Origin of the sequence: Kitasatospora sp. NPDC057904 (assembly GCF_042887925.1) — a bacterium.
GTDB lineage: Bacteria > Actinomycetota > Actinomycetes > Streptomycetales > Streptomycetaceae > Kitasatospora.
This window is the reverse complement of record NZ_JBHVOL010000004.1, coordinates 159,026-174,632: the sequence shown is the minus strand read 5'-3', so window position 1 is coordinate 174,632 and position 15,607 is coordinate 159,026. Positions and strand designations below refer to the sequence as shown.

Here is a 15,607-nt window from a genome sequence, read left to right as displayed (position 1 = left end):
TGAACCTGGGGCACTGCGTCCTGGAACGACGGGTCGGGCGGCTCGTGGAGCGGGACCGGCGACTCGGCGTGATGACGGTAGGTGGCCGCGGGCACGCCAACAAGGTCGTCCGCGCGAACTTGACGGTCCGTTGACCGCGCCCCGAGGCTCCCTTTCCCCGGGGCGCGGACCTTGACCGGCGGCGAACACCGAGGCGGGGGCGGCCCGTTGGCCCTCCGCGATGACCGACCGTTCGGCCGGTACGGACCAAGGGCGCCCCCGCCGGGCGGCGGTGACCGTCAGTGGCCGCCGCGCGGAGGCTCGCAGTCGGTGCCGTCGGGGTAGCCAGCGAACGCCTCTGCGGTGGCGCTCCCGACGTGTTCACCGCAGACCGCCCTTGGGGGATCAGTACGCGCTCGGCCGGTTCTCCTTCACCCAGCGCTTCTCGGCCTCGCTCCCGGTCGGCGGCGGCGCGAAGCCGTCGATCATCCAGAGGTCGCGCGGCGTCTCGTCGATGTGGAACTCGCAGTACAGCCCGCGGTCCTTGGTGTGGGGCGCGAGCAGCGCGGAAAGCCTCTCCCTGGTCCGCCGGCGCTGGTCCGGGTCGTCCATGTGCCGCGCGATGTGCTCGACGACGATGCGCACGGCGTCCGGGGCGGGCTCGCCGCCCACGTGGAACGAGTCCGCCGCGACCTCGTGGAAGAGCGTCATCACGTAGAACGGCGGCAGCCCGAAGCCGGTGTAGAAGCCGGTGATGTCGTCCGCGAGCTGCTTCTTCTGCTGCGGGGTGTAGGTGCCGGGCGGGTGGTACACGTGCCAGAGCGGCATGGCTCTTCCTCCTGTGCGGATATGACGTGTGGTCGGTTACGGCCGGGCGTTCGGTTGCGGCCGGGCGTTCAGTTGCGGCCGAGGACGGCGAGACCCTCCACCGGCCCGGACAGCGCGGCCTTGATCGCGCGGGTCGCGTCGTCGACGAGCACCTCGCTGTCCCCGCGCTCGACGCCGTCGAGGACGATCCGGGCGACGTCGGCCGCCGCGATCTTCTCCACGGGGATGGCGGCGACCATCTCGGTGTCCGCGAACCCCAGGTGTACGCCGACGACTTGAGTGCCCTGCGCGGCGAGTTCGAGGCGCAGCGAGTTCGTCAGCGACCACAACGCGGCCTTGGACGCGCCGTACGCCCCTGCGCCGGCTCCCCACGACAGGAGCGAGTGCAGGTCGACGACGGCTCCCCCGCCGCGCGCGGCGAGCACGGGCGCGAAGGCCTGGGCGATGCGCAGCGGGCCGATCACGTTGGTCTCGAACGTGTCCCGCACGAGGTCCAGGTCGGCCGTGAGGAGCGGCGACGGGTGCAGGACGCCGGCGTTGTTGAAGACGAGGTCGACGTCGCGGGCGTGCGCCGCGAGGGCGGCGACGGAGGCACCGTCGGTGACGTCCAGCGGGAGGACCTCGATCCGCGCGTCGCCGGCGGGGGTGGGGGCGGGCTTGCGTGCGGTGGCGTAGACCTTCGCCGCCCCGCGCCGCAGGAGTTCCTCGACGAGCGCCTTGCCGATGCCGCGCCGGCCTCCGGTGACCAGCGCGACGGAGCCTTCGATGACGGTCATGTGCCTTCTCCTCGCTTCACTTCGCTCTCGGATCAGGTTTAGATTATTACCATCATCTAAGTGGCCGCGGAAGTAGGATCTTCCCCAGCCCCCCGGAGGAAGAAGGGACCGCCGACATGCCCCGAGTGTCACGAGCCGAGGCGCAGCAGCACCGGCAGCAGGTGATCGACGAGACGTCCCGGCTGATCCGGGAGAAGGGCGCGGGCCAGGTCAGCGTCCCGGAGGCGATGGCCGCCGCCGGGCTGACGCACGGCGGCTTCTACCGCCACTTCTCGTCGAAGGACGACCTCGTCGCCCAGGCCCTCCGGGCCGCGTTCGGCGAACGGCGCGAGGCCATGGACCGGCTCACCGGGGAGGGCCCCGCAGAGGGCCCCGAGGAGGGCCCGTCCCCGCGCACCGAGTTCGTGTCGCGCTACCTGTCGACGGTCCACCGCGACAACCCGGGCGGCGGCTGCCCGGCCGCGACCCTCGGCGCCGAGGCAGCGCGCGCCGAACCGGGCAGCGCGGTCCGCACGGCGTTCACGGCCGGCCTGCGCGACCTCGTCGACGGCCTGCAACGGCTGGACGGCGACGGGCGCGAGACCGCACTCGCCGACCTGTCCACCCTGGTGGGCGCGATCCTCCTCGCCCGCGCGAGCGACGACGCCGAGCTGTCCGAGGAGATCCTCACCGCCGCACGCCACCACCTGACCACCCCGGGCGCATAGGAAGTCGACCCCGCCGACTTCTCGCGCCCGCCCTCGGCCGCCCGCCACATCCGAGCTCCCGCGATCGTCGTGCCCGAACGTCGTGCGCCGGACCGGGGCGAACCCCGGTCCGGCGCACGACGTGTCACAGCTAGCTCACCACCGGTGCCACTTCACCTGGACCCCCTGGTAGACAACGAGGTTGCCGTCGTCCTGGATCTTCAGGTACGCACCGGGGCTGCCGCTGGTGGAGGTCGTCCAGAGCATGGCCCCGCCCGTGCCGTAGAGCACGAGGTTGCCGTCGGTCTGCATGGCGAGGTGGTCGCCGCGGCCGACCGTGTCCCAGGTCTGGGCCACGCCTCCGCCCGGGGCGTACATCACCAGGTTGCCGTCGGTCTGCATGGCCAGCCGGTACCCGCCCGGCGCGGTGATGGACTCGCCGCGGTAGAGGGTCTCCCCGGCGGCCAGAACCGCGTCAGGGCCCTGGGCGAGGCCGAGATCCTTCCACGGGTAGGAGTCCTTGCCCGGCGTGTCGCTGGTGCCGGGCGCGACGTGCTGGGTCCACCACTGGGCGAGCCAGTTGTGCCCATTGAAGAACACCGTCCGGTCGGACGCGGCCTGGTCGGGCGTGTAGACGGCGCTGGCGTCCCAGTCCTTGGCACGGGGTGCCCGGGGGCTGTCGTTGAGGTACCACAGCTGGTTGGTGTTGCCGGTGTCGCAGCCGGCGACGAGCGGCTGGGCCATGGCGCCCTCGTACGTCAGGCAGTGCGTGCCCTGCTGGTTGTGCAGGTACACCGTGCCAGTGCCGTCCGGTCCCGGCGCGACCCACCAGCGCTGGCTGGAGCCACCGTTGACGCCCCTCGCGTACACCTTCCAGGTCGCCGGGTCCAGGTCGAGGGCGGCGTTGTCGGAGTTGGCCCGCAGCAGGAGCCAACCGCTCCGGTCGTCGACGCTCGCCGCCGTCCAGTCCCAGGCGTGGCCGTCGTCGGCGAACGGCCAGGTCTCGGCCGTGCCCGCGTTGGAGCCGGTCAGCAGCGCGCCGTTGGCGGCGGCGGACTGGATCCGGTAGCTGTTTCCGGCGCTCAGGGCGACGCTCGGCTTCCCGGCGAACATCGGCCCGCTCTGCGGCGGGTCCGGCACGGGCAGCACGCAGGTCCCGGCCGCGGCGGCCGGGGCCACCGTGCCGACGCCCCGCCGGTTGTCACTGGTCAGGCCGTAGGTCTGGCCGCCCTGGGTGAGGGTGAAGTCGACCGGTCCGGTGATCGGCAGGTAGTACTTCAGCGGGATATCCCTGGACGCGCCGCTCGGCAGATCCTCGCACGCGCCGAGACGGATCGTGACGCGGTGGAAGTCGCCCTTCAGGCCGCCGACGTTGCTGCCGGTGTGCCCGGGCGCGACGTTCTTGATCTCCTTCCAGTTGCCGTCCTTGACCAGCGCGGGCGCGGAGGTCGGGATGTCGAAGGCGATCTGCGCGTCGCCGCGCAGCGTCACACCGCTGTTGTTGGTGATCCGCAGGGTCGGCTGGAGCGGCCACAGGTCCTTGACGGCCGTCGGGAAGGCGACCAGCTCGGCCTTCACGTCGGCCACCTGGGAGGGCAGCGTCACGCTCGAACCGGCCGCCCGGGAGTTGCCGTAGGCACCCTGGCCGCGCAGCTTCGAGTCGAGCAGGCTGGTCATGGTGTAGCCCGTCCCGCACTCGCCCTGGGCGGGGCAGGCGTAGTCGCCCGCCAGCTCCCAGATCATCACGCCGCCCGCGCCCTTGGCGGACACGTAGTCGGCGACGGCGCCCACGCCCTGCTCGTCCTCGGTGGAGATGAACGTCTTCGTGGTGTCGTTCCACAGCCACGAGGACTTGAGGGTGTCGTCCCACTGCCGGGTGTAGCCGGTGGAGACGCTCTGGCCGCCGAGGCCGTAGGCGGGCAGGTAGGAGGGCGTGATGCCGCGTTCGAGGTTCTTGGCGTGCCACATCGGGTTCGACCCCGCGCCGAGCTCGCTGCCGTCCGGGTTGGTGTCGTGCCACAGGTTGTCGACGCCCGTCGCGCCCGCGCCGCAGGGCGAGGTCCCTCCTTGCTGACCGGTGCCGGCGGGGCACTTCGTCTGGTCGGGCATCGACGCCGTGCCCCACAGGCCGTTGCCGACTCCGCCAGTCACTCCGCTCCAGCCGCGGGTGTAGTACGGCACGCCGAGGTTGATCCGCCCGGCTTGCAGGGCGCCGCGGTAGTAGTGGTACGCCCAGTCCGTGTTGAAGTAGCCCTCCGCACGGTACTCGGGGTTCTTCGCCGTGTCGTAGATGCCGGCCGCGGCCAGTTCGCTGTCCCGGCCGTCGTCGTACAGCGGCGCGTTCGGGCCGACGTTGTTGTTCCAGCTGCCGTGCAGGTCGTAGGACATGACGTTCGCGAAGTCCAGGTACTGGAGGGCGGCGAAGTTCTCCATGCCGCGCACCATGTAGCCGGAGCCGGAGCCGGCCGTCGTCAGGAGGTAGTACCGGCCGTCGGCCGTCGCCGCGCGGTCGAGCTTCTCGCGGATCGTCTTCATCAGCGCCGTGTAGCCCGCCGACAGGCCCGGGCGGCGGCTGTCCGACACCGGGCGATCGCTCGGGTTGCCGGCCTGCGGGAGGGCGGTCGGGTACTCGTAGTCGATGTCCACGCCGTCGAATGAGTACTGGCGCAGGAAGTCCACGACCGAGTCGGCGAAGGTGTCGATCCGGTCCTGGGCGACGCTGCCGTCGCCGTTGACGGTGAGGGCGTAGAAGCCGCTCGACTGCGCCCAACCGCCCACGGAGATCAGGGTCTTGACGCGTGGGTGCTGCCGCTTGTAGCGGGTGAGGAGGTTGAGCTCGCCCCGGTACGGGAGCGACTCGTCCATCTCCGCGCCCGGCACGCCCGGCCACGTCATGCCGACGTTCGGATTGCTCGCGTCGGCAGGGTTCCCGACGGAGATGCGGTTTCCGTCGATCCAGGCGAAGGCGTAGTTGACGTGGGTGACCTGGCCCCACGGAATGCTGTTCGGGAGGTACATGTCCTGCCCGTTCTGCCCGGTGCGCCAGCTGCTTTGGTAGCCGACGACGCGACGGGGGTGGGCGGCGCCCATGCGCTCGCGGCCCTGGTCGTCGTACGCGGTGCAGTACGGGGCCGAGACGCCCGCGGTCGGGGTCATGCCGTCGGGGCGGCAACTCGACTGGTCACCACCGGGGTTGGGGGCCCAGTGGTCGGCGGCGTCGGGGTCGGGCGGGGCGGTGGGGCCGTTGCGGGCTTGCACGGTTCGGTTGTTGATGGAGTTCAGCACGGTCACCATCGCGGCCATGGCGACCGCAGAATAGCCCAGATAGCTCTTCCGGTCCCGGATCGCACGAGAGATCTTGTCCCAGTCCTTGATCTCGGTGAACATTCGCGCCGCTCGCCAGACGTTCCCCGACCACATCGCGCTCCTGATGTTCTCCCGGACCAAGCGGTTACGGATCGATTCCGGGAACGCCACGACCAGGGTGGCCAGAGCACCCTTGAGCTCGTCGAGGCTTCGTAGGGACGCCGCGTTCAGAAGGGCGTCGACCGCAGCCTGCAGCGAATGGACACCGACGTCAATGTTGAGGGAATCACGCCCCATACCGCCGTAACTGGCGTCGAACGACAGCACTTTCCGCTCCACAACGACGTCCCTCGCCAGCCCAAGGACGTTCCTGATGGCGTCAGTGGTTAGCGCCTCACCCGAGAAGACGTAGGCCGTCTTCGTGGCAGTGACGTAGAAGGCATCAATGAACGTGTTCCTCTGCTTGAGGATCAACTGAACCGCGTTCTCGGCGACCTTGCCGTCGGTCCCCAAGTCACCTACCCCAAAAGCCAAGTACCCGGGCGTGGTGGGCAGAGTCGTCCCCGGGTGGGTGTAGTGAACGTTGCTCCCGCTCGCTCCCATCCCGTCGACGGCCACCCGGGCCGCGCCCGCGAGCGCCTGGAACGCCGTACGAACCACCCCGGTCCGCGTGAAGTACCGCGCGGCGTACGCTTGATCGGCATTCGGAGCGACGGCGACGGCCTCCGTCGGCGTCACCACGGCGAACAGGGCGAGGGTGAGCAGCGCGGCAAGCGCGCGCAGCGGGCGCCTCATGCCCAGTACTCATAGGTCGCACGGACATTCCACTTCCAGGTGAAGTACGCGATGGTGTACTTCTTGCCCTTCTGCAGGTCGAGGTCGTGCCGGCCCATTCCGCTGGTGTCGGTGACGAACGTCGACCCCATCGAATCGCAGGAACCGCTGCGCGGGCAGGCCCAGTCCCAGACTTTGTACTTCCCCAGGTCGGCGTCCGCGGGTAGATCACCCTCGTAGATCGCGATCCAGTCCGACGCGCCGTTCGGGTCGTTGTCGGCAGGTCCCGACCAGTTCACGGTGATCCCACGCACGGCGAACGTTCCGTCACCCACCGAGGCCTGTCCGACGGAGACATTCGTGATCTCGTACTCGACGTTCACCGACGGCTTGTTACCCGACCGCTCCGAGATCGTCCCCGGCCCCGAACGGGACACCCGGGTCGGCGGCGGCGCGTCGTCGCCGGATGCGGGCGTCATCTGGACCATGGTCGCCGCGAGCGCACTCACGAGGGCGACGGCGCCGACCGCGCGCCGCCACAGGGTTTTGGACATGAGGAAATGCCTTTCACGTTGTCGGGCCGGGAGGGCCACGGACCGGTGGCGGCAGTAGACCAGCCCGGCGTCGACAAAAGATCAACGACAGTCGTTGACCCACCGGATGCGGAGCTCGTGGGCGCCGAGGGGGATCGAAAAGGTGGGGTGGGTGGTGAGGTAGGCGGAGAGGGAGCGCTCGGCGCAGGGGCCGAGGAGGTAGCGCTCCAGGAAGTGGTGCTGGTCGCGGGGCATGGGGAGGAAGCGGATCGCATCCCAGAGGGAGGCGAGGTTCGCGGCGGTGAGGTCGAAGGCGACCGGCGGGCGGTGGATACCCGTGATCTCGACGGTGATGACGTGGTCGGCTCTCATCGGGCGAGGACCTCGCACCAGACGATCTTCCCGATGAGATCGCGGGGGCAGCAACCCCACGTGTCGGTAACGGATTTGACGAGCTGGAGCCCCCGCCCGGCCTCCTCGTCGAGGCCAGGCGGGGAGAGGACGGGCGCGCGGTCACCCCGGACGTCGTGGACCTCGATGCGGAGACGGGAGGGGGAGACGTCGAGCGCGAGGTAGATGAGGTACCCGGTGGGCGTGCCGTGGAGGACGGCGTTGGTCACGAGCTCGGAGACGGCGAGGAGCCCGGATTCGAGGAAGCAGCTGCTGTTCGGGACGTCGGCGAGCAGCGAGGAGAGCCGCCGCCGCGCCTCGCCCGGCGCCCGCCGGCTGCGCGGCAGCCGGATGGAGGAGATGTTGACGGACATGGCGAAGTCACCAGCGGTACCTGCCAACTGCAGATCTCGGCGAATAGGTCAAATGGACCTCGATGCTCTCACCGCCCCTCGACGCCGGGCAACGAACTTCAGATCGGCAGATCCCAACCCGGACCGTCCTCCGTCCCGATCCACACCCGCTGTCCCGACCCCGAGACGGTGATCCCGAAGCCTTCCTGGTGAGGCTCGCCCTACTTCTGCCACGCCTCGATCGCGCTCTCCACTTGGTCCCAGAGGCGGAGCGGGCCGCGCTGCCCGACGGTCCAGCCGCCGTCCGGGGTGGGCATGGTCCGGGCCTGTGATCCGGTGGCCACGTCGGAAAGGATCTGTTGCCCGCCGACCCCCATCCGTTCGGCCGAGGGAGCCGCGAGCTGGGCGACCCAAGCGCCGGTCCACGTGCCGATCATCTCGGGGTCGATCCGGGTCCGGCGTTCGTCCCCGAGGAGCAGCGAGAGGCTCTGGCGGTGCGGCCGGTCGTGCGGTCGGGCGATCATGAAGCTGGTGTAGCCGGGCAGGAAGCGGCCGGTGGCCTCGCCGGGGCGCGTGACGACCAGCCGGGCGAGCCCGAAACCGAAGGACCAGCCGGACAGGGTGACCAGGATGGCGCCGCCGGGCTTCACTTGGTGCAACCACGGGGGCGGGACGTACCGGACCGCACAGGTGGCGATGAGCCGGTCGTACTCTCCGCCGTCCGGGTCGCCGAGCAGCCCGTCAGCGATGATCAGCCGCGGGGAGTACCCCGCTGCCCTGATGGCCGTGGCTGCTGCCGCTCCGATTTCCGGGTCGTAGTCGATAACCCGGGCGGCGGCTGCCCGGCCGCGGCCCTCGGCGCCGAGGCGGCGAGGGCCGAGCCCGGCAGCGCGGTCCGCACGGCGTTCACGGCCGGCCTGCGCGACCTCGTCGACGGCCTGCAACGGCTGGACGGCGACGGGCGCGAGACCGCACTCGCCGACCTGTCCACCCTGGTGGGCGCGATCCTCCTCGCCCGCGCGAGCGACGACGCCGAGCTGTCCGAGGAGATCCTCACCGCCGCACGCCACCACCTGACCACCCCGGGCGCATAGGAAGTCGGCCCCGCCGACTTCTCGCGCACGTGTCGCGGCGGCCCGTCGGTTGTGGGACGGCCCCAGGGCTCCGGGCGGTGTTCGAACTGTTGCCGCTCCGGCATTCGGGTGAAAAGACCCGGAATGGCCTGGCGCGAATGGAAGGCGGTTCGGGCGCTGCCAGAATTCGGTTTCCTTGAACTCCACCCCCACAGGCGGTTCCGCCGAAAGCTGGAGCAGACCGTGCGAATCATCACATCACGCAACACCCCGGAACAGGCGACCGGTGGAGTCGCGGGGCGTTTCCCGTGGACGTTGATGTACCACTCCGTGGCGGCCGCAAGTGAGGATCCCTATCTGATCACCGTCGACCCTGCGCGGTTTCGCCGTCAGCTCCGCTGGCTGGCTTCCCGAGGACTGCGCGGGGTGGCGGTCGGCACCCTGCTGCGCTGTCATCGGGACGGCACCGCCGGGGGGATGGTCGGGCTGAGCTTCGACGACGGGTACCGCGACTTCGCCGAGGAGGCCATGCCCGCGCTGGTGGAGCACGGCTTCACCGCGACGGTGTACGTGGTGGCCGACCGCGTGGGCGGATACAACGACTGGGACCGGAAGGGCCCGCGCAAGCCGCTGATGACGGCGCACCAGGTCGACGAAGTCGCCGCCGCCGGGCTGGAGATCGGCTCGCACGGGCTGACGCACCGGCGGCTGGCCGGCCTGGACGCGCGGGATCTGGCGGCCCAGGTCACTGGCAGCCGCCACGCACTGGAGGACCTCACGGGCCGGGCGGTCGAAGGGTTCTGCTACCCCTACGGTTCGCTCGACGCCGCTGCCGTGGAGGCGGTGGCCCAGGCCGGCTACGACTACGGGTGCGCGGTCAGCCCCGGTGCCCACAGCGGGGTGTACGCGCTTCCTCGCTGCTACGTCGGTGACCGGGACGGGCCGCTGCGCATGACCGCGAAGCTGATGCGCGACCGCTGGCGGCGATGACGGCCGACGGAGGTCCGCCGGGCGCCGCGGAGGGTGACGGCCGACCGGTCACGGCGCGACGGCGACGGGTTCCAGTCGCAGCCAGGACTCGTGCCAGAGCAGGGCGCACTGGCGGTCGCACCCTGTGATGAGCGGCTCGCCGCCACAGCGCAGCCCGTGAAGGATGAACCAGCGCCCCGCGGCGGGCTGTTGCCACCAGGCGAGCGACCGGTGGCGGAGTTCGGAGGCCCCGTGCCGGGTGCCGGCGTGACGTTCCATGCCCGGCTGGAACGGCACTCCGTTCAGGCGTCCGTCGGGCCCGAGGGTGGCACTGATCTCCGCGAGGCTGCGGACGGTCGCCCACCGAACGGCCGGCCGGGAGACGGGGACCGGCGCGGGCGCCGGCTCCAGCCACTCGTCGCGGAACAGCAGCGCGCAGTCCAGTCCGCAGCCCTGCGTGCCGTCGGCTCCGTGACAGGTGGCACCGGCCAGGGCGACGGTGCCCGACAGGCGTCGCATGCGGTAGTGGTCGTCGACCATGCGCCGCACGATGCGCTCGACCCGGTAGACACCTCCGCAGAACGACCACTGGCTGAGGGTGAACCACAGGCCGCGGTGGCGGTCCTTGGCATCGAGGGTGGCACGCACCGCCGCCTCGTCCTTGACACGGACCCAGTCCCCCGCGGAGAAGCGGGAGGGCCGGCCGAGTGCCGGAACACCACTGTGGCGCTCCCGCAGGCCTTCACGTGCGATCCGGGCGCGGCGCACGACACCGAGCGGGGGAAGATCGCGCAAGGGGAGGTTCTTGTACTGGCACCGGTTCGCGGCCGTTCCGCAGGGCAACTCCGTGGAACCGGTCAACCAGGATTCCTCGACGGTCATCGGTAAAATCCCATCGGGTCGGAGATATTGGCACAGGCTAGCGCACCCTGACCATTCCGGACCGGCCCACCGGACCCTGTGGCTGCCATGTCGAGAGAAATACAGGCCCCCGGTGCGGCCAGCCATAGGACGCGGGTTCGATTCTTCTCCCCACTCCCTTCTCCGGGGAAGTGGCACGGAGATTCCGGATCGGGGGAATTGCCGGATCAGTGACCCACGGAACCGGCCTCCACCAGGACGACTGCCTGGTGGAGGCCGGTTCACGAATGCCCTCGAACCCTACGCACGCTCCCGCGCAACGGGTTCGATCAGGTGCGCCGTCGGCTGAGCCGCATGGCGGCCGCGCCGGCCGCGAGGAACGCGGCGGAGAGCCCGAGGAGGACCGGCATCTCCGGAGCGCCCGTATGGGCCAGCTCGCCGTGGTGGTGTCCGGCGAGGTGCTCCTCGCCCCCTCCGTGGTGGCCGGGCACCACCTCGTGCCCGTGCCCGCCGTGGTGGGCCGGCTTGTGCGGCGGCCGCACCGCCAGCTCCTCCGCAATCAACTTGATCTTGTTCAGGTTGTACGCGGACTGCTGGTTGGTCTGGCTCTGCTGGTTGGAGAGGTTGTTGGCCTGCGAGGCCGACTGGTTGTTGAGGGCCGTGTTCTGGGCGCTGTTCTGCGCGGAGTTGTTCGAGTTGCTGGTGGCGCTGTTGTTGGCGCTGTTGTTCAGGTTGTTGGCCACGGTGTTCTGCACGATGACGGTCACGTCGACGTGCTGGTCCTGACCCTGGTTCTGGTCCTGCTGGGTGTTCTGGTCCTGGTTCTGGTTCTGGTCCTGACCCTGGTTCTGGTCCTGGCCCTGGTTCTGGTCCTGACCTTGGCCCTGGTTCTGGTTCTGCTGGTCGTTCTGACCCTGGCCCTGCTCCGAGCCGCCGTGTTGGCCGTGCTCCCCGTGCTCCCCATGTTCGCCGTGCTCGCCGTGCTCCCCGTGCTCCCCGTGCTCCCCATGTTCGCCGTGCTCGCCATGTTGGCCGTGCTCGCCGTGCTCGCCGTGTTCCCCGTGCTCGCCGTGCTCGCCGTGGGGCTGGCCGTGCCCGGCGGGGGCGCCGGGAACAGCGGGCAGGCAGATGCACTCGCCGGGGCCTTGTCCGGGGACGTGGCCGTGCGACTCGTGGCCGGGCATCTGGTCGCAGTGCTCGCCGCCGTTGGCCCAAGCACCCTCGGGAAGCACCGATTCCGGCGCCTGCTCCATCGGCCGGTCCTGGTCGCCGGGCCGGAGGGCACCGTCCAGCGGCACCACACTCGACTCCTGGCCATCGACCGAGAGCCCCTCGGGCTCGCTGCCGCCGTCGGTCCGGTGGGCCGGGCGGACGGCCTGCGTCGACGGGAGATCGCTGCGGCCGGCGGAGGCCCAGTCGCCGCCGAGCGAGACACCGTCCTCCTGGGCGAGCCGCAGAAGGCTGTCGACCCATTCGCCCTGGGCCTGCGGCGAGTCAAAGGCCACACTGTGGTCGCTGATGGGCGAGGCATGGGCCACCCCGCCGGCGCCCCACACGAGGGCGGCCGACGTCAGGCCCGACAGGACCAGGGTGGTGATTCGAGTACGCATGGCGCTCCTGGATGATCCGCAAAACGGATCTTCTGAATACGCGCCTGTACCACCGGGCTGCGGCGCGCGGCGCCGCGAGTTAACCGGCCTGGCCCAATGAATTACCGAGTACGGGCGAATGCCGCCCGCGTGGGCCGCCCTACCGTCCACGCCGCTGCTCCACAGCCACACCCGCGCCCCGACGACACCCCGTGACCGCGCGACCGCCTTCGGCGACATGCAGGGATCGTGGTTTGCGGTGAGCATCCCTTCCATGAGGATCTCACTCCCGGCGGCGGCCCTTGCCTGCTGCACCGCCGCCCTGCTCGTCCATCCCTCGGTCGCCGCCGCGGACAGCCCGGTTGCACCTATGCCGCGCACCTCCGCCGGAGGCGGCTCGGTCACCTCGGTGGCCCTCACTCCCGGCGGAAGAGTCATACCCCGCGCCACCCGCGCGTTCGAACTCCTCGGCGTGGTCTGGGACGGCTCCCCCGCTGCCCTCGCCGGGGGGTCCGTGCGGGTCCGCACCCGCGACGCCGTCACCGGCCGCTGGAGCGACTGGCACACGCTCGAGACCGATGCAGTAGACGGCCCCGACACCGCCCCGCACGGTGCCACCGCCCCCTTGTGGGCCGGCCGCAGCGACGGCGTCGCGGTCGACGTGCGCCCCGGTCCGGCCGGTCTCCCGCGCGGGCTGCGGGTCGAGCTGGTAGACCCCGGCCAGGGCGCGGCCCCCGTCGACGCCCGGACCCTTCCCGAGCGCCCGGCCGGGCCCGCCGCCCCCGCCGCACCGCGGCCCGGCATCGTCACCCGGGCGGGATGGGGCGCGGACGAGTCCATCCGCGAACAGGGCTTCGTGTACACCGGCGCGGTCCGGGTGACCTTCGTCCACCACACCGTGACCGCCACCGACTACGCCTGCAGCGACGCACCCCGGTTGATCAGATCGATCTACCAGTACCACGTGCAGAGCAACGGCTGGCGGGACATCGGCTACAACTTCCTGGTCGACCGCTGCGGGACCATCTACGAGGGCCGCGCCGGCGGCGTCGACCAGCCCGTCTTCGGCGCCCACACCCTCGGCTTCAACACCAACTCTTCCGGTATCGCCGCCATCGGCACCTACAGCTCCGACGATCCCCCGCAGGAACTGCAGGACGGCCTCGCAAAGATCTCCGCATGGAAGCTCGGCCTCACCGGCCGGACAGCCGACGGGACGTACCAGCTCACCTCCGGCTCCGACGCCAGCCGCTACCCCAAGGGCACCGTCGTCGACTTCGACGCCATCTCGGGCCACCGCGACGGCTTCGCCACCGAATGCCCCGGTGACGCCCTCTACTCCAGGCTCCCCGCCATCCGCGGCACGGCGGCCGGCCTCCAGGGGTAGCTCCGTCGCCCCGCAAGGAACAGCTCTTGGCACAAGAGCGGAATGAACTGTGGCTGCCGGTCGTCCTGCCCCTCGGTCAGGACGACCGGCAGTTGGTGTTGCCTGCGGTCGGGGGAGCCGGACTTCGCGAACGTCAGGCCGGAGCCCAGCGGATGCGGAGCTCGTGGGCGCCGAGGGGGATCGAGAAGGTGGAGTGGAGGGTGAGGTAGGTGGAGAGGGAGCGCTCGGCGCAGGGGCCGAGGAGGTAGCGCTCCAGGAAGTGGTGCTGGTCGGGGGGCATGGGGAGGAAGCGGATCGCGTCCCAGAGGGAGGCGAGGTTCGCGGCGGTGAGGTCGAAGGCGACCGGCGGGCGGTGGATGCCCGTGATCTCGACGGTGATGACGTGGTCGGCTCTCATCGGGCGAGGACCTCGCACCAGACGATCTTCCCGATGGGATCGCGGGGGCAGCAACCCCACGTGTCGGTGACGGATTTGACGATCTGGAGCCCCCGCCCGGCCTCGTCGTCGAGGCCGGGCGGGGAGAGGACGGGCGCGCGGTCGCCACGGGCGTCGTGGACCTCGATGCGGAGACGGGAGGGGGAGACGTCGAGCGCGAGGTAGATGAGGTAGCCGGTGGGCGTCCCGTGGACGACGGCGTTGGTCACGAGCTCGGAGACGGCGAGGAGCCCGGGTTCGAGGAACTGGCCACCGCTGGGAGCGGCGGCGAGGAGCGAGGAGAGCCGCCGCCGCGCCTCGCCCGGCGCTCGACGGCTGCGCGGCAGCCAGATGGAAGACACATGGATGGACATGGCGAAGACACCTTCCGCACACATGACTTGGGGGTCAAAGCGCCGGCCATGTCACGCAATGCCAGCACTTCGTCACTCACAGCATGGAGCATCACGACTACGCATCGCAAGGCATGTCGTCGAAATATGAAAACTTTCAGCTCTCATCGCAAGGTGCCGCCTCTAGGCTCATGAGGGTGGTGGCGAACCGTCACCACTCGCATGCACACTGGTGCCTGGACGTTCTGGAGGGCTGGGTAGATGGCAGTAGCAGTGCCAGCGGTGCGGTACCGACGCATCGCCGCCGAGCTGAGGAGGCTCCGCGAGCTCAAGAGCCTGTCGGCAGAGGAAGTTGCCGCCCAAGTCCCGGGCATCAACCTCGTCAAGCTCAGCAGGTACGAGAACGCCCGCGTCCAGCTGAAGCCCGACGTCGTCCGCGCGCTGCTCGACTTCTACGGGTGCGAGGAGGAGCTCAAGGAAGTCCTCGTCGAGATCCTCCGCGACAAGCGCCGGCCCGGCTGGATGGCGGGCTACGAGCAGCTGAACCCGCTCTACACGGATCTGATTCGCCTTGAAGAGACCGCTACCGGCCACAAGTCCTACGAATCGGCCTACATCCCTGGGCTACTTCAGACGCGCCAGTATGCCCACGCCATCATCGCCAGCGGCGTGATAAACAAGCCCAGCGTTGAGGAACGCGTCGAGGTCCGGATCAACCGGCAATCCGTCCTGACCCGCTCCGACAACCCCCTCAAGCTCTGGGCCGTCATCCATGAATCGGCCCTGACCATGCATGCCGCTCCGGGCGTCATGACCGATCAGTTGGACAAGTTGCTGCAGTTCAGCCGCCTCCCCAACATCAAGATCCAGATCATGCCGGCGTTGTCTCCCCCTCACCCCGGAATGACCGGGCCGTTCACCCTCCTGGAGTTTCGGCAGCGCGATCTCGACCTCGTCCTGCTCAGCGGCATGCTCAGCAGCGATTGGGTCGAAGATCCAGAGCATGTCGATGTCTACCGCGCGGCGTTCGACGAGATCATGGCCACCGCCCTGCCGCTCGATCAGTCGCTCGACCTCATCACACAGAAGAGAGACGCGCTCAAGTGACCCACTTCCCAATCGCCTCCGCACTCCCCGTGAAGTGGAAGAAGGCAGCTGCCAGCAACCCGAACGACAACTGCGTCGAGGTCGCAGACTGCTACGCAGAAGGCGTCCCGGTCCGCGACAGCAAGGAACCTCACGGGCCGGCTCTCGGCTTCAGCCCCGAGGCCTGGCGGGCGTTCATCACCGGCATCCAGGCCGGCGACTTCCCGACCACCCTCTGAACCTCTGCCC

General features: G+C 70.1%; 16 protein-coding genes and 1 pseudogene. 5 read left to right on the top strand and 12 right to left on the bottom strand.

All coding sequences use genetic code 11. The features are described 5' to 3' along the window. Nucleotides 1–384 precede the first annotated feature (384 nt). The gene (locus ACFVSN_RS12565) at nucleotides 385–807 is read right to left on the bottom strand and encodes a tautomerase family protein (RefSeq protein WP_387594630.1); all 423 of its coding nucleotides are present in this window, start codon (nucleotides 805–807) and stop codon (nucleotides 385–387) included. A 68-nt stretch (nucleotides 808–875) separates the two neighbouring features. Then, nucleotides 876–1,583: an SDR family oxidoreductase gene (locus ACFVSN_RS12560; protein WP_380447617.1), complete on the bottom strand. Its 708-nt coding sequence runs from the start codon at nucleotides 1,581–1,583 to the stop codon at nucleotides 876–878. Nucleotides 1,584–1,699: 116 nt separating this feature from the next. Here ACFVSN_RS12560 and ACFVSN_RS12555 point away from each other — a divergent pair, with 116 nt between their 5' ends. Next, nucleotides 1,700–2,290: a TetR/AcrR family transcriptional regulator gene (locus tag ACFVSN_RS12555; RefSeq protein WP_380447615.1), complete on the top strand. Its 591-nt coding sequence runs from the start codon at nucleotides 1,700–1,702 to the stop codon at nucleotides 2,288–2,290. 135 nt (nucleotides 2,291–2,425) lie between these two features. On the opposite strand, the gene ACFVSN_RS12550 is transcribed toward ACFVSN_RS12555, so the two are convergent. The 6 genes and pseudogenes from ACFVSN_RS12550 to ACFVSN_RS12525 all read right to left on the bottom strand — a co-directional run. After that, entirely contained in the window at nucleotides 2,426–6,370 is a 3,945-nt protein-coding gene (locus tag ACFVSN_RS12550) for a glycosyl hydrolase family 18 protein (RefSeq protein WP_380448341.1), read from the bottom strand. Beyond that, nucleotides 6,367–6,903: a hypothetical protein gene (locus ACFVSN_RS12545; protein ID WP_380448342.1), complete on the bottom strand. Its 537-nt coding sequence runs from the start codon at nucleotides 6,901–6,903 to the stop codon at nucleotides 6,367–6,369. Before ACFVSN_RS12545 ends, ACFVSN_RS12550 begins: the two co-directional genes overlap by 4 nt. An 81-nt stretch (nucleotides 6,904–6,984) precedes the next feature. Next, entirely contained in the window at nucleotides 6,985–7,254 is a 270-nt protein-coding gene (locus ACFVSN_RS12540; protein ID WP_380448344.1) for a hypothetical protein, read from the bottom strand. Continuing rightward, nucleotides 7,251–7,646 carry an ATP-binding protein gene (locus ACFVSN_RS12535; protein ID WP_387954864.1) on the bottom strand — a complete coding sequence of 132 codons (396 nt, stop codon included), beginning with the start codon at nucleotides 7,644–7,646 and terminating at the stop codon, nucleotides 7,251–7,253. The genes ACFVSN_RS12540 and ACFVSN_RS12535 overlap by 4 nt, the downstream gene beginning before the upstream one ends. A 200-nt stretch (nucleotides 7,647–7,846) precedes the next feature. Then, nucleotides 7,847–8,275, bottom strand: coding sequence for a hypothetical protein (locus ACFVSN_RS12530; protein ID WP_380448359.1), 429 nt, complete (start codon nucleotides 8,273–8,275; stop codon nucleotides 7,847–7,849). Between the two features lie 33 nt (nucleotides 8,276–8,308). Beyond that, nucleotides 8,309–8,695, bottom strand: a pseudogene (locus ACFVSN_RS12525) (hypothetical protein); the annotation flags it as partial. Between the two features lie 429 nt (nucleotides 8,696–9,124). Between ACFVSN_RS12525 and ACFVSN_RS12520 the strand changes: the two are divergent. Beyond that, complete coding sequence (locus ACFVSN_RS12520; RefSeq protein WP_387597935.1) at nucleotides 9,125–9,688, top strand: polysaccharide deacetylase family protein; 564 nt, start codon at nucleotides 9,125–9,127, stop codon at nucleotides 9,686–9,688. A gap of 48 nt (nucleotides 9,689–9,736) precedes the next feature. On the opposite strand, the gene ACFVSN_RS12515 is transcribed toward ACFVSN_RS12520, so the two are convergent. Both ACFVSN_RS12515 and ACFVSN_RS12510 read right to left on the bottom strand, forming a co-directional pair. After that, nucleotides 9,737–10,528 (bottom strand): hypothetical protein, encoded by a 792-nt coding sequence (locus tag ACFVSN_RS12515; RefSeq protein WP_380448350.1) that lies wholly within the window; start codon nucleotides 10,526–10,528, stop codon nucleotides 9,737–9,739. A 329-nt stretch (nucleotides 10,529–10,857) separates the two neighbouring features. Then, nucleotides 10,858–12,138, bottom strand: coding sequence for a hypothetical protein (locus ACFVSN_RS12510; protein ID WP_387954862.1), 1,281 nt, complete (start codon nucleotides 12,136–12,138; stop codon nucleotides 10,858–10,860). 253 nt (nucleotides 12,139–12,391) lie between these two features. On the opposite strand from ACFVSN_RS12510, the gene ACFVSN_RS12505 reads away from it, so the two are divergent. Continuing rightward, nucleotides 12,392–13,504 carry a peptidoglycan recognition protein gene (locus ACFVSN_RS12505; RefSeq protein ID WP_387954860.1) on the top strand — a complete coding sequence of 371 codons (1,113 nt, stop codon included), beginning with the start codon at nucleotides 12,392–12,394 and terminating at the stop codon, nucleotides 13,502–13,504. Between the two features lie 133 nt (nucleotides 13,505–13,637). On the opposite strand, the gene ACFVSN_RS12500 is transcribed toward ACFVSN_RS12505, so the two are convergent. Continuing rightward, nucleotides 13,638–13,901: a hypothetical protein gene (locus tag ACFVSN_RS12500; RefSeq protein ID WP_387954858.1), complete on the bottom strand. Its 264-nt coding sequence runs from the start codon at nucleotides 13,899–13,901 to the stop codon at nucleotides 13,638–13,640. Beyond that, entirely contained in the window at nucleotides 13,898–14,293 is a 396-nt protein-coding gene (locus tag ACFVSN_RS12495; RefSeq protein ID WP_387954857.1) for an ATP-binding protein, read from the bottom strand. The genes ACFVSN_RS12500 and ACFVSN_RS12495 overlap by 4 nt, the downstream gene beginning before the upstream one ends. Before the next feature lie 240 nt (nucleotides 14,294–14,533). Between ACFVSN_RS12495 and ACFVSN_RS12490 the strand changes: the two genes are divergently transcribed. Together ACFVSN_RS12490 and ACFVSN_RS12485 are read left to right on the top strand one after the other, a co-directional pair. After that, nucleotides 14,534–15,379, top strand: coding sequence for a helix-turn-helix domain-containing protein (locus ACFVSN_RS12490; RefSeq protein WP_380448524.1), 846 nt, complete (start codon nucleotides 14,534–14,536; stop codon nucleotides 15,377–15,379). Further along, nucleotides 15,376–15,597, top strand: coding sequence for a DUF397 domain-containing protein (locus tag ACFVSN_RS12485; RefSeq protein ID WP_380448522.1), 222 nt, complete (start codon nucleotides 15,376–15,378; stop codon nucleotides 15,595–15,597). Before ACFVSN_RS12490 ends, ACFVSN_RS12485 begins: the two co-directional genes overlap by 4 nt. The last annotated feature ends 10 nt before the right edge of the window (nucleotides 15,598–15,607 follow it).